This is a genomic window from Phycisphaeraceae bacterium (assembly GCA_019636735.1).
Taxonomy (GTDB): domain Bacteria; phylum Planctomycetota; class Phycisphaerae; order Phycisphaerales; family SM1A02; genus VGXK01.
The window spans coordinates 238,470-254,836 of the sequence record JAHBWY010000002.1 but is presented as its reverse complement, the minus strand read 5'-3'; the positions used below and the strand labels follow the sequence as shown (position 1 = coordinate 254,836).

The window sequence follows — 16,367 nt, the reverse complement described above, 5'->3', positions numbered from 1 at the left end:
CGCGGGGCCGCAAGTGCGCTGACGGCGCGGGCGGCCGTCGTGCGACGGGCGCCATTCGATCGATCGGGGCGATGGAGGACACCCGCTTGAGCGAGCCGATGGACGGTCCTTCGCACGACGCTTCGCACGGCTGTTCGAAGGCCTCTCCGTCAAGCGCCCTTCGGCTCTGCGGCATCACCATCGCCTCTCGCGCGGCGCTCGTGCGCCTTTTTGTGCTCATGGGAGCCATCGCGATCGCGCTCGTCGTGGCGCACCGCATGTGGATCGTGATGCCCGGGAATTCGTTCACCGGAGCGTTGCCGGAAGCGACCCCGGCCGAGCGGGCGCTCGCGGAGGCCCTCGCCCGCGATGTCCAGTTCCTTGCAGGCGAGATTGGCCCGCGCAATCGCGCATTCGCAAGGGCGTACACCAGAGCGGCCGACCACATTGAGCGCCGACTGCGATCGATGGGCTACGAGCCGCGGCGCGAACCTTCACCTGACCACGATCCGACGGCGAGTCCGGGGAACATCATCGTCGAGCGTCACGGCGGCGCGCGAAGCGAGGAGATCCTCGTCATCGGGGCCCACTACGACAGCTTCGAGGATTCTCCCGGCGCCAACGACAACGCGACGGGCGTGGCCGCGGTTCTCGCGCTGGCCGAGGCCTTCTCGCCCGCCAGGCGACCCGCCGCGCCGGAGCGCACCCTTCGCTTTGTGCTCTTTGCCGACGAGGAGCCTCCGTACTTTCAGACGGAGGACATGGGCTCCTTGACGCACGCCCGCGCTTCCCGTCGAGCGGGCGACCGAATCGTCGGCATGCTCTCACTCGAGACGATGGGGTGGTACTCCGATGAGCCGGAGTCGCAGAAGTACCCGCCACCACTCGGATCGCTCTACCCCGATCGCGGCAACTTCATCGGCTTCGTCGCCAACCCGCGTTCCCGCGCATTCCTGCATGAAGTGATCGGGGCCTTTCGGGAGACCACGGAGTTTCCGTCGGAGGGCGCAGCGCTGCCCGGCGTCATTCCCGGCATCAGTTGGTCTGACCACTGGTCGTTCTGGCAGGAGGGCTATCCCGGCCTGATGATCACGGACACCGCGCCATTCCGTTACCCCTACTACCACACGACGGGCGATACACCGGACAAGATCAACGCCCTGAAGCTGGCGCGGGTGGTCGCAGGACTGGAACGAGTGCTGGGGCGACTCGCGGGCGCCGATCGGCCAGGCCCCTCGGCTCCCCATGCCGAGAACGCGTCACTCACGGCACCGTAGGCCGCGGCACCTGAACATCTTCGATCTCTTCCGGTGATGCGCGCACTTCCAGCGTCCGCATCCGCGATCGCATTGCGTCCGCAAGGATGGCGACCATTCGCCTGTTGACCTCGCGCTGTTTCACGGCGATGCGAATCGTGTGCGTGCCAAGAACACGGCTTGTGCGGCCCGCGTCACGAATGAAGAGACCTCGGCGAGCGCAGTCGGCGCAGAGCGCCCTGGCATCCGGACCGTTGGGGGGCAGTCGAAGAAGAAGCCAGTTTGCGCCCTCTCCAATCAGCGTCAGCTCCGGCATCGTCTCGTCGATCAACATCATGAGCTCCCGCCGCAGCTCCACGGTCTCGGCGTGATGCCTGCGTGCGTGCTCAGAGTCCCGAAGAGCCTCGATGGCCGCCATCTGCGCCGGCAGACCGATCTCCCACGGTGGGCTGAGATGCCTGATCTCGCGCACACGCTCCTGATGCGCGCAGAGATACGCCACGCGGAGCCCGCTGAGAGCGTGCGCCTTGGAGAGCGACTTGCACACGATCAGTCGAGGATCGTGAGCGGCGATCGACTCGAGAGTTTCGTCCGGCGCCTCGAAGTCGATATAGGCCTCGTCGATCCAGATCCGAGTCGAGCGGGGTGTCGAGGCGAGAATGCGAAGGATCTGGCTCCGCGAGAGGAGTTGACCCGTCGGATTGTTCGGATTCACCAGAATCAGGAGATCGATCCGCTCGGCGCAACACCGCGCGATGACTCGCTCCGGATCAATCCGGAAGCCCTCCGATTCACGCAGCTCCATGCGCTCGACCTTGCAACCGATGAGCCTCGAGAGCACATGGTCATACTCGCCGTAGGTTGGGTCAGGCAGCAGCACGCGCGTATCGGCACCGAACCAGAGCCGCAGCGCTCGATGGATGAGCGCCGACGAGCCGGCGCCGACCGAGATCGACTCGGGTGGAAGTCCGCGGCACTCGGAGATCTCACGCACCACGCCTCGCGCGTCCTGAGGAGGTGCCGTGGCAATCGACCAGGCGAGGTACTCCTGAAGGACGCGGAGCACCCCCGGTGCCGGCGGAAACCAGGCGTCGAGCACATCGGCGTTGATGGTGGACTCGTGACGATCGACTCGCTCGAATCGTTCCCCGATGGCGGCGAAGGCGGCGCCGCCGTGAAAGCAGCACTCTTCGCACTCCGACACCGACGACTCGAGATGACCGCAATGATCGGGACCGAGCGCGAGCTCGAGCGGCGCGTCGAGGTCCCACTCGATCGATGAGCGACCGTCTCCGATCCGGGCGGAGATCTTTCGATGCCGTTCCATGCCGCGAACTCGGTCGATCGTGGCGCTCATGAGCTCATAGGTCACCCTGCCTGATCGGGCCAGAAGTCCATGCGGTTCCAATCCCGCCTTGACATAGAAGGACCGAAGCTGCTGCCGGCCGATCGCCACCACTCGATGACCGCCGCGCGCCTCGATCCAACGGAACGCCGCCAGCATGAGGATCGCCGCCAGGCGGGATCCTCGCCGATCCGCAGGAACGGTGAGGAGACGCACTTCGTGGGCACCCTCGTCCATCTCGAATGGAAGCTCCTCCCGCTTGAAGTACTTGTCGATCGAGAATCGACGACTTCCCGCCGGCGTGATGGTGACGAACCCCACGAGGTCATCGCCACAGGAGGCCACGATCTGAACATTGAACTCGTCGAGCTCATCGGAGAGCGCTCGCAGGGCGTTCTCCTGGTGCTGCCCCAGCTCGGTCGCATAGACCTCATGCCGCAGTCGTCGGATCCGCTCGCGCTGTTCAGCAGTCGCGATCGAGACCCGCGTTCTCGAGGGCACGGACATGTCGCGGGAGCGTACCACTGCAGCCATGCAGGAACTGCCTTGAACCGCGATGCGGGTACAACCTGCGGTGTGCAGTACCGCATTCTGCTCTACCCCGGCTTCGACGAACTCGACGCCATTGCTCCCTTCGAGGTGCTCTCGATGGCGGCAAGGCGATTGGCGCCTGCCTCGGATGCGTGGTGCGTCGACCTGGAGACGATCAACGGCGCCGAGGAGGTGCGAGCGTCCAACGGTCTCGTGGTTCGAATTGAACGACGAGCGCCGACGGGCCATGCGCCGCAGGTTCTCATTGTGCCCGGCGGCGGCTGGGTCGATCGATCCCGCATCGGCGCCTGGAGCGAGTTCGAGCGCGGCGATGGCCCAGGCACCGTCGCGCGCGCCGTTCGTGAAGCCCACGCTCGCGGCACCATCATTGCCAGCGTCTGCACCGGTGCCATGCTGCTCGCACGCGCGGACCTCCTCCGAGGGCGCCGGGCCATCACCCATCACGCCGCCATCGATGATCTCGAGCGATGCGGCGCCGTGATCGTCCGCGACCGCGTGGTCGATGATGGCGAGATCATCACGGCCGGCGGTGTGACCAGCGGAATCGACCTCGCGCTCCACCTGGTTGAACGATTCGCATCCGCCGCGCATTCCAGCGGCAAGAGTCTGGCCGACGAGATCGCTCGCACACTCGAGCATCCGCGAACGGCCGCAACACCGAGACCGTCGAGTCGATCCTCCTGACACGGCATCTGTGGGCGACCCCGCACTCATCCGGCGAAGCCGACTCTCAGCCGCGCAGACTTGCATCGTCGCGCCCATCGCGGTACGCCATGCGTGTGTGGACGCGTGATTCACTGCACCAGATGATCGAGTCGAGGATGAAGGGCTACCGCTTCATCGTGGTGGCCAACCGCGAGCCCTTCATTCACCGATTCGATGGCGATCGGATCACCGTTGTGCGTCCAGCAAGCGGCATGGCGACGGCGATCGATCCCATCATGCGCGCCAGCGGCGGCACATGGATCGCGCACGGCTCGGGCGAAGCGGACCGAGAGGTGGTGGACACCTCCGACCGAATCAGGGTCCCTCCGGAAGATCCCTCGTACACGCTCCGGCGCATCTGGCTCTCGAAGGAGGAGGAGGAAGGCTACTACTACGGCCTCGCCAACAGCGCCCTCTGGCCGCTCTGTCATGTGACCTTCGTGCCGCCGGTCTTCCGACCGGCTGACTGGGAGTGCTATCGCCGCGTGAACGAGCGCTTCGCCGACGCCGTCCTGAGCGAGGTCGGCGACGCCCCCAGCTTCGTCTTCATCCACGACTACCACTTCTGCCTGCTGCCGCGCATGCTCAAGCGCGCCAATGCGAACATCATCGTCGCGCAGTTCTGGCACATTCCCTGGCCCAATCGCGAGGTCTTCCGCGCGTTCCCCTGGAAGCAGGAGCTCCTGGAAGGCCTGCTCGGCAACGACCTGCTGGGCTTTCACATCCGCTACCACTGCCAGAACTTCCTCGAGACCATCGACCGCACCATCGAGGCGCGTGTCGATCCCGACCGCTTCCAGATCACTCAGGGTGGACGCACCACCGCGATCCGCGACTTCCCGATCACGATCGACTTCGAAGCCCAGTCGCAGCGAGCCTCGTCGCCGGAGGTCGAAGAGGCGATGGAGCGCTGGCGCCGAAAGCTCGGCCGCCGCGCCGAGATGATCGGTGTCGGCATTGATCGGCTCGACTATTCCAAGGGCATTCCCCAGCGGCTTCACGCCGTCAACGAGTTGCTTCGCAGCCGCCCCGAGTGGCGTGGTCGGCTGACCTTCGTGCAGGTGGCGGCGCCGAGCCGAAGCCATATCGAGCCCTATCAGCGGATCGAGGACGAAGTCGATCGCCTCGTGGAAGAGATCAACTTCCGCTGGCGTGAACGGGATTGGCAGCCCATTCACTTCTTCAAGACCCATCATGATCCCGTGGAGATGACGGCCCTTCACCGACTGGCTCGCTTTGCGGCGGTCACGAGTCTGCACGATGGCATGAACCTTGTTGCCAAGGAGTTCGTCGGCAGTCGCATCGACAATGACGGCGTGCTGGTCCTCAGCCAGTTCACCGGCGCCGCCCGCGAACTCACCGATGCGATCCAAGTGAACCCGTTCGCCATCCACGAGATCGCCGACGCCATGCACGCCGCGCTCATCATGCCTGCGGAGGATCGCGCGCGCCGCATGAGGCGCATGCGCAGTCATCTCGCCCAGAACAATGTCTATCGTTGGGGGGCGAAGATTCTCTCGGAGCTGCTCAAGTTCGACTTCCCCGAAGATGCCGAGTCACTCCTGCGTCTGCGCACCTGATGCAACGAACGCGGCGGCGAGTGATGATGCTCCTCAGGAACCGGGCGGCATCTCCAGCGCCGCGGCACCCCACGGAAGCTCGAAGCGATCGCGCGTAGTGGCGTATCCGAATCCGCCCATGCGACCCACCGCATCGAGCTTCGCGGGGTCGATCCGATGGCGCGCATCAACCATCTCGTCGCGCACATGCACTCGCACGACGGCGCCAATGACGATGTTGCCGGCGTTGGGCACGGCGCTCCCGCCATCGAGACGAATCACTTGAAGGGTTCGGCACTCAAAGGCAACCGGGCTTTCCGCCACGAACGGCGCCCGCACCATCACCCCGGGCCTCGGTGTCAACCCCGAGAGTTCGAACTCGCTTGCGCCATAGGGAAGCGGCTCGGCTGCGGCGACCACGCGCCGGATGATCGGGTGGGCCGCGATGCTGACGGTGAACTCCCCTGAGCCGCCTTCGCTGCGCGACTTCGCGTTGCGCAGCGAGTCCTTCTCATGACCGTGCTCATCATTGGCCGGGCAGAAGAGGAGTGACATTGGCTCACTTCCAGCGCCGGCAAAGAAGCTGAATGGCGCGAGGTTCACCGAGGCGCCATCGGGCGAAGTCGTCCCGACGACGGCGATCGGTCGCGGCACGATCGCGCCGATCAGCAGCTTGTATCGCTCCGACGAGGGCAGCGTCGCAGGGTCAATCTCCATCGTCCTTCCCTTCGGCGCGGTTCGCGCGCTTCGCCCCGGCGTTCGCCCGACATGGCAGCTCGTGTTCGCGTACGAGATGCTCGACAAGCGCGTCGACCGCGATCATGATCTCCTTGAACATCAGATCGAAGGCTTCCGGACCGTGCGGGTAAGGATCGTCGACTTCCATCGTTGCGCCGATCGGTGTCGCCGAGAAGCTCTTGAGAAGCTGCACTCGTTCGGCCGGCGCACCCATCCTCGCCAAACCTCTCCGGTTCTGTTCATCCATGCAGATGATCAGATGCGTGCGCGCGAACTCATCGGGCTCCACCTGCCGCGCACGAGACACCATCGGAATGCCGTGTCGGGCCGCCACCTCGCGCGCCCGCTCATCGGGTCGTTCGCCGGCATGCCAACCCCCGAGCCCCGCGCTGGAGACTTCCACGAACGGGTCGGCCCCCACCTCGCGAAGTCGATGCTGAAGGACCGCCGCCGCGACAGGACTCCGGCAGATGTTGCCCAAGCAGATGAAGAGAACTCGAATCCTGGCGGCCATGCACAGGATTCTTCACATTCACCATCAGCTTCGCAAGGGGTCGCGTCGATATCCTCGACCATCCCATGAGCGCGCTCTACGAATATGACCTGATCTGCATCGGAAGCGGTCCCGCAGCCATCCGCGCGGCCATTCAGGCCGCGAAGCTCGGCCGACGCGCGGCGGTGGTCGAGAAGGCCCGCATGCTGGGAGGTTCCTGCCTTCGCACCGGCACCATTCCGAGCAAGACCTTCCGCGAAGCGGTTCGCACGATGACCGCTGACACGATCGCGAGGTCCATGCACGCCACCGGGCTTCAGCGTGTGCGTCCCACGATGCCGCAGCTCGTGGCGCGCGTGCAGGAAGTGATCGAGACCGAGGCGACCACGACGCGCGCCATGCTTGATCGCAACGATGTCACGGTGATTCCGGGCATGGCCTCGTTCATTGATGCGCACACGCTTCGCATTGAAGCGACCGATGCCACTCGGGTTCTCCAGGCGGCTCATGTGCTGATCGCCACCGGGAGCCGCGCGATTCTCCCGCCCGGGGTCCGCTGCGATGGCGAGACGATCTTCTCAAGCGACAACATTCTGGAGATGCGCGAGCTCCCGCACTCCATGACCGTCATGGGCGCCGGCGTCATCGGGATCGAGTTCGCCTCGATGTTCGCCGCCGCCGGAGTCCTGGTGACGCTCGTCGACAAGGTCGATCGTCCTCTCGGTTTCGTCGACCGAGAGCTGATCGACGAACTGATGCATCAACTCCGCGCGCTGCGCGTCACCTTCCGCATGAACGAGGAGGTCGACCAGGTCGAGGTCACGGAGGCTTCACCGCGCCGGGCCGCCGTCGTCACCCGCAGCGGCAAGCGGATCGTGAGCGATGTGATCCTGATCTCCGCGGGTCGCGTGGGCAATGTCGAGAACCTGGAGCTCGAGGCAGTCGGCATTCAGGCGGACGATCGCGGGCGCCTGAAGGTCGACGAGCACTACCGCACGGATGTGCCGACCATCTACGCCGCAGGCGATGTGATCGGGTTTCCGGGCTTGGCGGCCACCAGCTACGAACAGGGGCGTCTGGCCGCGTGCCACATGTTCGGCGAGCGCAGTGAGCCGATGGGCGAACACTACCCGTACGGCATCTACGCCATTCCCGAGATCTCGATGGTCGGCGCCACGGAAGAGCAGCTCACGAAAGCGTGCGTCCCCTACGAGATCGGTGTTGCCCGTTACGGCGAGATTGCGCGCGGCCTCATTCGAGGAGCGGATGCCGGGGTGCTGAAGCTCATCTTTCATCGCGACACTCGACAACTGCTCGGCGTGCATTGCATCGGTGAGCAGGCGACGGAGCTGATCCACATTGGCCAGGCGGTGCTTCGCCTCGGTGGTGGTCTCGATTACTTCCTGCAGACGGTCTTCAACTATCCGACCTTCGCCGAGTGCTACAAGACTGCCGCGCTCAATGCCCACAATCGCTTGCGGCTCTCCGCGAGTGCGTCCCCAGCGCGTGACACCTCCGCCCCCGTGGCACGCCCGGCGCCCGAAGCACGGTGATCGTCTGGAAGTGAAACCGCCTCAGCCTGAAGCGACGCGGCTATACTCGATGCTCTTTGACAATCGGGCCCGAACTGGCTTCGACCGGACAATCCCGTCCTGTCGTGGCGCGCCGTGGAGCATGCAGGCCACGCAAAAAGCATGCACAACAACAACTGCCAACACGCAGTACGCTCTCGCGGCCTAATATTGGCCGCACGGAACCCGCCCGATGCCCGGTAGGGTGAAGTTCCGCAATCATCGGGCAGGCACGAATCGGCCGACAGACCCGACCGTGTGACATTCAGTCCGTCTTGGTTCCGCCGAGGCTGCTGCCGGCCGTAGGCGGAGTGACGATCAACGGCAGATACGCGCGTAGAGGCGACTTGACGACTGTTTCGGCACGGGAGTTCGAATCTCCCCGGGTCCATTGCGAGTGGAAGAAGCGAGCCCGGAGGCGGAGCCATGATCCGCCGTCCGGGCTCGTTCTCGTTCGTGGTCGCGGCTGGGGCGCCTATTGCGGACACGGCCCCCATGCACCGAGCAGAATGGCGAGATCAGCGCCATTCACCGATCCATCCTTGTTGATGTCGGCGGGGCATGGCGGCGAGCACGCGCCCCACGCACCAAGCATGATTGCGATGTCGGCGCCACTCACCTGGCCATCGCCGGTCAAGTCCGCGGCGCATGGCACCTGAGGACAAAGGCCCTGGAAACCCGGGCAGCAGTCGCCTGAGCTCAGGCACTCCGGGTCACACCAGCAGCCGGATGGCGACTGGCTGCCGCACCATCCGTCGCAGGGGTTGTCAGGCTGGCACTCATCGGGGATTCCGTCATGGTTCGAGTCCATGCTCAGCCCCATGGCGATGTCGTACGCGTCGTGCCGTCCGTTCTGGTTGCAGTCCTCGATGCCGTCGAGGCGCACGACGACCTCGTCGACCCAGCCATCCGCCATCGAGATCGTGATGGAGTCGAGTTCAAAGTCATCCGGGAGCGTCACGATGGTCTGCACGAAATCGCAGGGGAAGGTGGTCGGAAGGGCGACGAAGAAAATCATGCCCGATGTTGAAGTGACCTGCGCGTCGAAGGCCTCGCCTGCCGTCCAGAACTCCACCATGGTGGCGCGCGTCTGCTTCGGAATGGTGGGACGAGTGTGATAGGCCGCGTTGACCAGGCGAAGCGAGAAGGGAGCCGCTTCGGGAAGCGGGGCGGCGCAAAGCGGATCGATGAACGCCTCGGAGAACAGCGGATCGAACAGGATGAAGTTGTGCAGAAGGAAGTCGGGATCGGGGAATGGCCGCGGCTCCGCCGGATCAACCGAGATGAAGGTCTCGATCAGGTCCCCGTGACCGAAGGTGACTTCATCGCTCGTGGCGCCGACACCGACGATGGCCGCGCTGGTCTGCGCCGATGCGGGATAGGAATTGACGCTGCGGTTCTCATGCACGCTGCCGCAGGTCAGGGCGAGCAACTCCACCTTGTAGGCGCGATAGCGTCGCGGCGGACTGTCGAAGCAGACGGTGAAGAGGTTCAGCGGCGGCTTGCTCAGGTCCTTTGCTGCAATGGTGCTGCTGAGCAAGAGCGGAAGACCGTTCAGCGCACCGGGAAGGGTGAGCACCGTTCCATCGGCGCATGTGTGATCGACCGCTCCGGGCGCGATCCACGGCCCACCGGGAGCCGTCGCCGCGGGGTTGAGTGCGATCGTCGGCGGTCCGACGACCCCGGTCATCCGCTCCGGACCGTACATGCCGAAGAGCACGGGCTCGGTGTTGCAGCCACCGTTCACATTGAAGCGCCGCGCCTTCAGATTGAAGAGTCGAACGACCGGGCACTTCTGCGGAACGATGAGGTCAAGTCGCCGGAACCTGATGATGCACTCCGGCTTCGGCGGCTGACCTCCGTTTCCTCCGCCACCGCTGCCGAGAACCTGCGTGGCCATGAAGATGCCGGGCTGATTGGGACCGCCATAGGTGCTCGAAAACTCGAGGTAGTGATCCTCGATCTCTCCGAACTCATCGTGCGCCGCGATCATGGTCCCGTCCCACGCGATCTGATTCTGAAGGAGCGGCCAGTTGCACTTCGGGTCGATGTTCGCCAAACCCGAGTAGACGCAGCCAATCTGCCGATTGCTCACCACCATGCGAACCCACAGCGGACTGAGCGGATTCTCCACGCGAATGCCGCTGATCGTGATGGTGCGCGTCTCGCCCGGCCCCATGGTGATGGGAATGTCGCGCACGGCGTGCTCCATATTGCCATCGACCTGCGGGAGTCCCGTCAAGGCGTTGTAGAGCTCACGCCATGCTCCGTCACGATTCTGATCGATGAAGAGGTTGAAGTAGAAGGTGCCGTCGGCAGGATGACCCGCCGTGGTACTCACTCGGAACCTGATGTCCGCAATCGGGTTTGACCCCACGGCGTAGAGAAGAATCTGCGGCACCGCGTCGTTGTCTGGTGACGAGGGAGTCTGCGTCGAATCGAAGGTCGCCGTCGGCGACACGGTTCCCAGCCGGAAGGTGGTGGGCACCTTGAGCCATGTGCCGTGATCGTGGAGTGGCGTCGCAGGCACCAGGTTGGTGTGATCGAAGTTCGTCACCCAGCGTGCCAGCACCCCCGGATAGGCGAGGATGAGCGGCATGCTCGTCGTGCTGCCGACCGGCGCATCGCCATAGTCGGCCAACGGCGGAGTGAACGCAGCCACCTGTCGAGTGGTGCCAACCGCACCCGCGGCGGCAAGGGCCAGCAGCGACACGCCAATCATGGGCGCAACTGAACACGCCCGAACCCCGACGGGTCCGATCCGACGATTCTGCCCCTTCATGATGGAAGTCCTTCCACCCCCGGAGAGGTGTTCTCGCATGGTCCGCCCCCACGACAATTGGAGGAGCGACCTGCGTGCAGGATCTTATCACGATCTGAACCGGAATAGTTCGGGAACTCTTGCACGAACACGGCGGCCTCGCGCGAGATTCACCGAGACCGACAGTGCGATTCAACCGCGAAAGCCGTACCGCCCCGCGTATAAGTGGCGAAGTGCCCGGGTCGCCAGACACCTCCACCGGCTCCTCGTCCGCCTCGCGGCTCGGAGCGAGCATGACCGATTGGAGCGAGGTCGCCCGCGCTGCGGACCCCGACTCCCACGGCTACGAAGCGTCGCGGACCTCGCTCGCCCAGCGCTACTGGCCGATCATTTACGCATTCATCCGCCAGAGCGGCCGCGATGAGGAGACGGCGCTCGACCTCACGCAGGGCTTCCTTGCCGATGTGCTCTTCTCTCGCGGCCTGCTCGATCGCGCCAACCCTGAGCGCGGACGCTTTCGAACGCTGCTCCTGAGCTCGGTGGTGAACTACCTTCGCGATGATCATCGTCGCCGCACCGCGGCGCGGCGACACCCCGGCGAGGGGCGATTCGTGCTGCATGGAGCCCTTCCGGTGATTCGTGACCCATCGCTCACTCCGGAGCAGGCCTTTGCCGCCGCCTGGGTGGCGATGCTCATTCGAGAGGCGGCCGAACAGTGCCGCCAGCAGTGCATGCGCGAAGAACGCGAGGCGGCATGGATCTGCCTTGAGCGCCGCATTCTTCGCCCCGCACTCGAAGGTGCTTCACCTGCCACGACCGAGGAACTGAAGCAGATCACAGGGCTTGCGACCGCGTCGCGCATCGCCCGCGCGCTGGCGTCGGCGAAGCGCTGCTTCGCGGAGCGACTTCTCGAACGCATCGGAGCAAGCGCTCACGATGATGCATCCGACGAGGAGATTCGCACGCTGCTCAAGCTCTTGGACGGCGAGAAAGGAAGGAGTTCATCATGACGCAACCCCGCCCGCAGGTTGATCCGGGCCTCCTTCGCCCCACGCTCGCCTGGGTGCGGGCGTGGAGCCAGTCCCCGGAGTGGGCTGTCGCCGACCTTGTGGCCCGCGAGCTCGAACCTCGCTGTGAAGGTGCCATCGACCTCATCACCTCCCCGGACACCTCGCTCACGAGCCTGGTCAAGGCGAAGTCGTTGTTCAAGGAGCTTCGCATGGAGGGCGACACGCTCGAGGAGCGCAAGCTGGCGTCACAGCTCTATGCCCTGACGATTGCGGCGGCCCTCGTTCGCTTCGACGAGTTCATCACCCGACAGCGGCGAGCCTCGATCAAGCAGGCGTTTCAGCATCTGACGCAGGACGACGCACTTCCTTGGTCGCTGCGCGAACTGGCTCGGGTGGCGCTCGCGCGATGTCCCGGCGTGAGCTGAGGTGCGGTCGCGCATGGACAGCCTGCGCCATCGAAACAGAATCTGCGTCGAGTCGCGTCGGAGTGCCCCAGGGCCTGTTCGCACACGCCCCACCCGTCCCGTCGCACGCCGACCAGGCCCGCCATGCGATCACCGCACGCCAGCGCGAGTCACCGCGGCGCCGAGAACCAGGTTCCCGGATCGACCGTCGGTGGCGGAAGAGCCCTCTCCCAGTCGATGCGGGTTCCGCCGAGCAGCGTGCCTGTCGCAAAGGAGAGGTCAACGAGGGCGATCTGCCACGCGGCGAGCGCCGCGACCTCGCGGCTTCGCGCATCAGAGAGGCGAGTGCTCGCATCCAGCACATCCGTGCTTGTCCGCAGCCCCACGCTGAACTGCCGCTCCTCGCCCGCGAGCGTGCGTGCCGCGAGCACCACTTCGAGCCGCGCCGCCAGAATCCGGCGCCACGCGTTTTCCAGGTTATCGAGCGAATTGAGGACTTCCTGGCGAATCACCAGGGCGCGAAGATCGCGGGTCGCCAAGCGCTGGAGTCGCGCCAGAACGGCCTGCGCAATCCGGCTGCGCGCCGCCTCGTTGCCGAGCGGAATCTCAGCCCGCACGCGAAGGAGGTACTGGTCGTCATCGCCGATCTCGGAGACGGAGCCCCCGAAAGAGGTGCCTCGCCCGAGGACCTGGTACTGGTAGTCGAGCACAAAGAGCGGCAGGGCCTGATTGCGTCGCAGATCGATGGTGGTCGCGTCGATCGCAAGTTGAAGCTCGAGCTCCAGCATCTCCATGCGCTCTGCGACCGCTCGTGCGGCGAGCTCCTCGCCATCGAGCGTCAATCCAAGCGGATTCGGAGGGGTCACCGGCATGAGCGCCGTGGGTGAACTGATCGGCAAGTCCGGGTCGTTCATGATCCGCTTCAGGTCGCGGATGCGAAGACGCAACTGGTTGTCGGCGACAATGATCGCTTCGACGGTGCGCCCGACCCCGCTCTCGGCGCGCGTGATCTCGATCTCAGGCGCATCCTCGGCGCGCACTCGGTTGCGGGCCAGCTCGAGCTGGGCCATCGCCAGCTTGTACTGCTCCTGCCTGACCTCGAGCTCCTTCCACGCGGCGTAGAGATTCCAATACGCGCGGTCGGCATTGGCCAGCACGCGGATGGCTTCGAGCTTGGCGCGGGCATCGGCAATCTGGCTCGCCAATCTCGCAATCCGGATGCTGGCGGTGTTCGCCTCGATGCCCGCGTTGCGAAGGAGTGGCTGGCTGATGCTGAACTCAAGCCCGCTCTGCCATGAGTCCGAAGTGATCAGGGGATTGTTCGGATCGGCGCGGTTGAAGAGGCCGCCGGCGGTGAAGGTGCCTCCGGTCGCCAAAGGGAAGCGAACGCCCGTATCGAGCGAATCACTGGCGATGGGAAGTCCCTCCTCGAGGTTCGTGAGGAGATTGTTCTCATTGCGGGTGTAGTTCGCGAAGAAGGTCGATTCGAACTTCGCTTCCTCCTCGCTGACGCGCGATCGGGCGATCGACGGGTCAATCTGGATGACCTTGAGGTCGAGGTTGTGTGACAGTGCCTTGGCACGGACATCGGCAAGAGTGATGTCCGTGCGCGACGGAAACTCGAGACGCCGCGGCCCATCTTCGAGGATCCGGCGCTGCGCGTCTTCGAGCGTTTCGGGAGGCCCGCGCGTCTCGGCCTCGGGTTCGAAGGCGGCGATCTCGCGGAGCTTGGCGGGCGGCACTCGCCAGGGTTCCTCCCAGTCGCCGAAGAGTTCATTCTGGCACCCGGCGCTCGCCGCAAGGGCCGCCATGACTCCGGACCACGCGACAAGAGTCATCGCGCCTGATCGTGGGCGGCGTGGCGAGCTCTCCGTGGCCGACGCGGGCATCATCCTGCGCAGGCTACTCATGTCGAAGGGCTTCGATCGGATCGAGGCGGGCGGCCTTGATGGCGGGGAACATTCCGAAAACGATACCGACCAGCGCACTGAAGCCGAACGCGATGGCGATCGCCCACATGGGCACGGTCGCATGCTCAAGCCCCGCCTGCGGAATCATCATCATGGCGAAGGCGAGCCCCTGGCCGATGGCGACTCCGAGGAACCCTCCGACCAGACAGAGGGTGACGGCCTCGAGGAGGAACTGGAGCAGGATCGCCGCTGGCGTGGCGCCCACCGCCTTGCGCAACCCGATCTCCCTGGTGCGCTCGGAGACCGAGACGAGCATGATATTCATGATGCCGATTCCGCCGACGAGCAGCGAGATGCCGACGATGCCACCGGCGATGGCCGTGATGGCGGCGGCCATCGACTTGAACTGGTCGATGTACTGATCGATCGCTTCCACTCGGAAGGTGTCGGGTTCACCTCGACCGATGCCGCGTCCGCGCCGCATGACATGCATGATCTCCGCCCGCGCCTCCTCGGCGTGCTGCGGACTGAGCGCCATGGCGGCGAATCGCATGAAAAACCAGGAGTCTTGGAGTTTCTCCACCACGGAGAAGGGAATGAAGATCTCCGTTCGACTGGTGTTCATGCCGCCGAACATGCGCCCCTGGATCGTCTCCACGATCCCCACGATCAGGAATCGCCGTCCACCCAGAAGGATGTGCTCGCCGATCGGGTCCTCGGGAAGTCGCAGCTCCTCGATGGCCGCCTCGTTGATCAGGCAGACCTGCCGGGCGCTGTCGATGTCGATCTGGCTGAAGGCTCGCCCCACGATGACCTGGCGATTCTCGACCTCATGCCACGCTGGCCAGATCCCCACCACATTCACCGCCTCGAGTTGTTCAAGACTGCTCTCGGCGGTCATCGTCATGTCGCTGATCGGCGTAATGCAACGGACCGACGGACACTGGCTGGCGATCGCTTCGGCTTCCGAAACCTGGAGCCTGACGCGATTCCACGGATAGCGCTGTCTGGAGGTCGCCTCGGGTCGGTTGGGGAAGATGAAGAGACGCGACGCGCCGAAGGTCTCGAACTCGCGCAGAATCTTCTGTTCGAAGCCGGTGAGCGCGGCGATGACCGCACAGACACTGCCAACACCCACCACGATGCCAAGCGCGGTGAGCAGGCTGCGCGTCTTGTTCGCCCAGATCTGCCCGAAGGCGAGCAGGATTGCCTGGAGATAGAAGAAGGGGTTGAAGATCACGCGGCCTTCTCCTCGGCCGAGGCCGCCTTGGTCCCTTCAGAGTCCCGCTCGCCCGGGTGTTCTCCCGAGGCGCTTCGCTGCAATCGTTCGAGCGCCGCCTCCACGCGCGCGGTGGCCATCGGCACCAGTCGCCCAACTGATTCATCATCGATCGCAGCGCAATCAGAGATGATCTTGCCATCGCGCAGGCGAATGACGCGCTGACAGGTCGCCGCCACCTCGTCCTCGTGGGTCACCAAGAGGATGGTCTGGCCTTCACGGTGCAGTTGGCGGAAGAGCGCGAGGATCTCTTCGGTGGTCTTCGAGTCGAGATTGCCCGTCGGTTCGTCGGCCATCAGGATGCGGGGACGGTTCAGGATGGCGCGAGCGATCGCCACGCGCTGCTTCTGACCGCCCGAAAGCTGGTTCGGCCGATGATGCACCCGCGACGCAAGCCCGACGCGCTCGAGCGCCGCGAGCGCCTTGCGGCGACGGCTCCCCCACCACCCCGAGCGCCGGGCATAGATCAGCGGAAGTTCGACATTCTGAAGCGCTGTCTGTCGAGCGAGCAGTTCGAAACTCTGAAAGACGAAGCCGATCTCCTGGTTTCGGACCCGCGCGAGTTCACCCGCACCGAGCGCACTCACCAGACGCCCTGCGAGTCGATAGCTCCCGCCCGTCGGCCGATCGAGACAGCCGAGCATGTTCATCAGCGTGCTCTTCCCGCTGCCGGACGAGCCCATGATCGCGACCATCTCATTCTCGTGGATCGAGAGATCGACTCCGCGCAGCGCGTGAATCGTCTCGACGCCGACATGGTAGATCTTGGTGATCCCGCTGAGTTCGATGAGGGCCGCCATGGGGA

At 64.9% G+C, this 16,367-nt stretch carries 13 protein-coding genes and 1 other RNA gene; 7 read left to right on the top strand and 7 right to left on the bottom strand.

Annotation, left to right across the window (positions count from 1 at the left end; all coding sequences use genetic code 11):
• Positions 1–86 precede the first annotated feature (86 nt).
• Positions 87–1,256 carry a M28 family peptidase gene (locus KF724_03215; GenBank protein ID MBX3354690.1) on the top strand — a complete coding sequence of 390 codons (1,170 nt, stop codon included), beginning with the start codon at positions 87–89 and terminating at the stop codon, positions 1,254–1,256.
• Here the strand turns inward: KF724_03215 and KF724_03210 are convergent.
• Positions 1,243–3,087 carry a histidinol-phosphate aminotransferase family protein gene (locus KF724_03210; protein MBX3354689.1) on the bottom strand — a complete coding sequence of 615 codons (1,845 nt, stop codon included), beginning with the start codon at positions 3,085–3,087 and terminating at the stop codon, positions 1,243–1,245. The two genes, KF724_03215 and KF724_03210, sit on opposite strands and share 14 nt — an antisense overlap.
• Before the next feature lie 39 nt (positions 3,088–3,126).
• On the opposite strand from KF724_03210, the gene KF724_03205 reads away from it, so the two are divergent.
• Both KF724_03205 and KF724_03200 read left to right on the top strand, forming a co-directional pair.
• A complete protein-coding gene (locus KF724_03205; protein ID MBX3354688.1) occupies positions 3,127–3,816 on the top strand; it encodes a DJ-1/PfpI family protein in 690 nt (229 codons plus the stop codon).
• A gap of 89 nt (positions 3,817–3,905) precedes the next feature.
• On the top strand, positions 3,906–5,417 hold the full coding sequence (locus KF724_03200) for a trehalose-6-phosphate synthase (protein ID MBX3354687.1): 1,512 nt from the start codon (positions 3,906–3,908) through the stop codon (positions 5,415–5,417).
• A gap of 33 nt (positions 5,418–5,450) precedes the next feature.
• Here the strand turns inward: KF724_03200 and KF724_03195 are convergent, their stop codons facing one another.
• Together KF724_03195 and KF724_03190 are read right to left on the bottom strand one after the other, a co-directional pair.
• Positions 5,451–6,113 (bottom strand): flavin reductase family protein, encoded by a 663-nt coding sequence (locus KF724_03195; GenBank protein ID MBX3354686.1) that lies wholly within the window; start codon positions 6,111–6,113, stop codon positions 5,451–5,453.
• Positions 6,103–6,648 (bottom strand): low molecular weight phosphotyrosine protein phosphatase, encoded by a 546-nt coding sequence (locus tag KF724_03190; protein MBX3354685.1) that lies wholly within the window; start codon positions 6,646–6,648, stop codon positions 6,103–6,105. The genes KF724_03195 and KF724_03190 overlap by 11 nt, the downstream gene beginning before the upstream one ends.
• 65 nt (positions 6,649–6,713) lie before the next feature.
• Between KF724_03190 and sthA the strand changes: the two genes are divergently transcribed.
• Together sthA and ssrA are read left to right on the top strand one after the other, a co-directional pair.
• Positions 6,714–8,180 (top strand): Si-specific NAD(P)(+) transhydrogenase, encoded by a 1,467-nt coding sequence (gene sthA / locus KF724_03185; protein MBX3354684.1) that lies wholly within the window; start codon positions 6,714–6,716, stop codon positions 8,178–8,180.
• A 65-nt stretch (positions 8,181–8,245) separates the two neighbouring features.
• Positions 8,246–8,592, top strand: a transfer-messenger RNA (tmRNA) gene (ssrA, locus tag KF724_03180).
• Positions 8,593–8,673: 81 nt separating this feature from the next.
• Here the strand turns inward: ssrA and KF724_03175 are convergent.
• Positions 8,674–10,980 (bottom strand): hypothetical protein, encoded by a 2,307-nt coding sequence (locus KF724_03175; protein ID MBX3354683.1) that lies wholly within the window; start codon positions 10,978–10,980, stop codon positions 8,674–8,676.
• Between the two features lie 272 nt (positions 10,981–11,252).
• Here KF724_03175 and KF724_03170 point away from each other — a divergent pair, with 272 nt between their 5' ends.
• The gene (locus KF724_03170) at positions 11,253–11,969 is read left to right on the top strand and encodes a hypothetical protein (GenBank protein MBX3354682.1); all 717 of its coding nucleotides are present in this window, start codon (positions 11,253–11,255) and stop codon (positions 11,967–11,969) included.
• Entirely contained in the window at positions 11,966–12,394 is a 429-nt protein-coding gene (locus KF724_03165) for a hypothetical protein (GenBank protein MBX3354681.1), read from the top strand. Before KF724_03170 ends, KF724_03165 begins: the two co-directional genes overlap by 4 nt.
• Before the next feature lie 149 nt (positions 12,395–12,543).
• Here KF724_03165 and KF724_03160 read toward each other — a convergent pair whose 3' ends face one another.
• From KF724_03160 to KF724_03150, 3 genes are all read right to left on the bottom strand, one after another.
• Positions 12,544–14,211, bottom strand: coding sequence for a TolC family protein (locus KF724_03160; protein ID MBX3354680.1), 1,668 nt, complete (start codon positions 14,209–14,211; stop codon positions 12,544–12,546).
• A 64-nt stretch (positions 14,212–14,275) separates the two neighbouring features.
• Entirely contained in the window at positions 14,276–15,523 is a 1,248-nt protein-coding gene (locus tag KF724_03155; GenBank protein ID MBX3354679.1) for an ABC transporter permease, read from the bottom strand.
• Positions 15,520–16,362 (bottom strand): ABC transporter ATP-binding protein, encoded by an 843-nt coding sequence (locus KF724_03150; protein MBX3354678.1) that lies wholly within the window; start codon positions 16,360–16,362, stop codon positions 15,520–15,522. Before KF724_03150 ends, KF724_03155 begins: the two co-directional genes overlap by 4 nt.
• Positions 16,363–16,367: the final 5 nt, after the last annotated feature.

Coding starts and splice junctions, on each gene's coding strand:
- KF724_03210 (MBX3354689.1), bottom strand. CDS start 3,087: ATGTCCGTGCCCTCGAGAACGCGGGTCTCGATCGCGACTGCTGAACAG.
- KF724_03195 (MBX3354686.1), bottom strand. CDS start 6,113: ATGGAGATTGACCCTGCGACGCTGCCCTCGTCGGAGCGATACAAGCTG.
- KF724_03200 (MBX3354687.1), top strand. CDS start 3,906: ATGCGTGTGTGGACGCGTGATTCACTGCACCAGATGATCGAGTCGAGG.
- KF724_03190 (MBX3354685.1), bottom strand. CDS start 6,648: ATGGCCGCCAGGATTCGAGTTCTCTTCATCTGCTTGGGCAACATCTGC.
- KF724_03160 (MBX3354680.1), bottom strand. CDS start 14,211: ATGACTCTTGTCGCGTGGTCCGGAGTCATGGCGGCCCTTGCGGCGAGC.
- KF724_03170 (MBX3354682.1), top strand. CDS start 11,253: ATGACCGATTGGAGCGAGGTCGCCCGCGCTGCGGACCCCGACTCCCAC.
- KF724_03175 (MBX3354683.1), bottom strand. CDS start 10,980: ATGAAGGGGCAGAATCGTCGGATCGGACCCGTCGGGGTTCGGGCGTGT.
- KF724_03150 (MBX3354678.1), bottom strand. CDS start 16,362: ATGGCGGCCCTCATCGAACTCAGCGGGATCACCAAGATCTACCATGTC.
- sthA (MBX3354684.1), top strand. CDS start 6,714: ATGAGCGCGCTCTACGAATATGACCTGATCTGCATCGGAAGCGGTCCC.
- KF724_03165 (MBX3354681.1), top strand. CDS start 11,966: ATGACGCAACCCCGCCCGCAGGTTGATCCGGGCCTCCTTCGCCCCACG.